The sequence below is a fragment of the Roseateles sp. P5_E11 genome (assembly GCF_054049355.1).
Window position 1 is genome coordinate 1 of record NZ_JBFUMO010001003.1, and the last position, 1,206, is coordinate 1,206.

Sequence of the window (1,206 nt, forward strand, 5' to 3'; positions counted from 1 at the left end):
GCGCGCCACGCCCCGAACCGATGCCGCCGGCGCGCCACGCMCCGAACCGATGCCGCCGACGACGATGACGACAAAGGCCAGGATGAGGATGCTCTCGCCCATGCCGACCTGCACGGCCAGCAGCGGGCCGAGCAGCGCACCGGCCAGCGCGCACAGCGCGGCGCCGAGGCCGAACACGGCGGTGAACAGCTTGCGGATGTCGATGCCCATGGCGGTGGCCATCTGGCGGTTGGATGCGCCGGCTCGCACCCACATGCCGGCGCGGGTGCGGGTGACGAGCAACCACATCAGCAGCGCGACGGCGAGGCCGACACCGATGATGAGCAGGCGGTAGGCCGGGTAGAACAGGCCGGGCAGAAGCTCGACGGGGCCTGAGAGCGCGGCGGGCGTGTTCAGCATCAGTGGCTGGTCGCCCCAGAGGATGCGCACCGCCTCGTTGAGCATGAGGATCAGCGCGAAGGTGGCGAGGACTTGGCTGAGGTGGTCGCGGGCGTAGAGGCGTCGCAGAAGTGTGACTTCGAGGGACATTCCGAGGATGGCGGTGCCCACGAGTGCGGCGAGAACGGCCAGCAGGWAGGAGCCGGTTGCGGCTGCGACCGCCGCGGTCAGGTAGGCGCCGACCATGTAGAGCGAGCCATGGGCCAGATTGATCATGTCCATGATGCCGAACACGAGGGTCAATCCTGCGGCGAGCAGGAAGAGCATCAGGCCGAATTGGAGGCCGTTGAGGAGTTGCTCGGTGATGAGGATCCAGTCCATCAGTTGGGTGCTTTCCCAAGCTGGGGCTTTGCGCCACTGCCCAGCGGGGAGTTCGCCCCCGCGGGCGACCTACTTTCTTGTGCGCACAAGAAAGTAGGCAAAGAAAGCGCCCCCGAACCGCCCGCCCCTTTGCTTCGCAGCGGGGTGCCCTGCGATGCTCGGTCCTTGAGGCCCCCGCGCAAAACYCGCGCCGCTACGCTCTGCTCAAACAGTTGCGCGGAGTCAGAGCTTGAAGCGAGCTTCGCTCGCGGCCTCAAGGCCCTGCGCTTCTCGGCGGGCTCAGAGGGGGAAATAGAAATGCCTCGTTGCGAACGGCCTTCGGGCTTGGCTGTCGGCTGCTCGGTTGTTTCGGGAGCCTCCCCTTCTAAACCGCCGAGAAGYGCAGAAGCCCGGGGCGCGAGCGCAGCGAGCCTCAAGCTCTGACTTCGCGCCCCTTTGTTTGAACGG

1 protein-coding gene is annotated in these 1,206 nt (G+C 66.9%); it reads right to left on the minus strand.

Features of this window, described 5'->3' with window-relative positions:
* The coding region (locus ACXJKR_RS32905; RefSeq protein ID WP_457326439.1) for a branched-chain amino acid ABC transporter permease at positions 1 to 759 on the minus strand (759 nt) is incomplete at its 3' end.
* Positions 760 to 1,206 lie beyond the last annotated feature (447 nt).